The sequence below is a fragment of the Fodinicola feengrottensis genome (assembly GCF_039530045.1).
GTDB classification, from domain to species: Bacteria; Actinomycetota; Actinomycetes; order Mycobacteriales; family HKI-0501; genus Fodinicola; species Fodinicola feengrottensis.
In genome coordinates this window covers 1-570 of record NZ_BAAANY010000065.1, presented here as the reverse complement: position 1 = coordinate 570, position 570 = coordinate 1, and the positions used below count along the sequence as shown (strand labels likewise).

The following is a 570-nucleotide window of genomic DNA, read 5'->3' as shown; positions in this document are numbered from 1 at the left end:
GGCAGCGGGCGGCGAGGTCGGCGGCGGTGGTGAAGTGGACCCGGTGACCGGCTTCGGCGGCGGCGCGCGCCAACGCGGTGGCCAGCATGGTCTTGCCGACCCCTGGAGGGCCTACCAGCAGCGCGTTGGCCGCGTCGTCAACGAACCGTAAGGTCGCAAGGTCGCGGACCAGAGGCTCGTCGACGCCGGGTTGGGCGGAGAAGTCGAAATCGGCCAGGGTGTGCGGATTGGGCAGGCAGGCGAACCGGAGCCGGGAGGCCAGCCGGCGGGCTTCGGTGGCGTTGACCTCGATCTCCAGCAGCCGTTCCAGCGCGGCGGTCACCGAGAGGTTTTCCGCGCGGGCGGCGTCCAGGATCCGCGGTAACGCATCGGCCGCGTCGGCCAGTTTCAGGTAGGACAGGTGGGCTTTGAGCTGCTGGTAGCGGCGCGCTTCGCTCATCTGCGGCGCGTTGAGTGTGCTCACGATCGAGTTTCCTTTCTCTGGTCAGGAATTTCCTTGTTTCTTCTGGCCGGCGCGGGTCGCGAGCCGGTCAGCGGCATTGACGTAAACGGAGAAATCGATCACCACCT

Annotated in this window: 1 protein-coding gene; it reads right to left on the bottom strand. The window is 67.5% G+C overall.

All coding sequences use genetic code 11. From position 1 onward, the window contains the following. A partial coding sequence (locus ABD301_RS42160; protein WP_344315608.1) for an ATP-binding protein occupies positions 1 to 439 on the bottom strand: 439 nt, incomplete at its 3' end. Positions 440 to 570 lie beyond the last annotated feature (131 nt).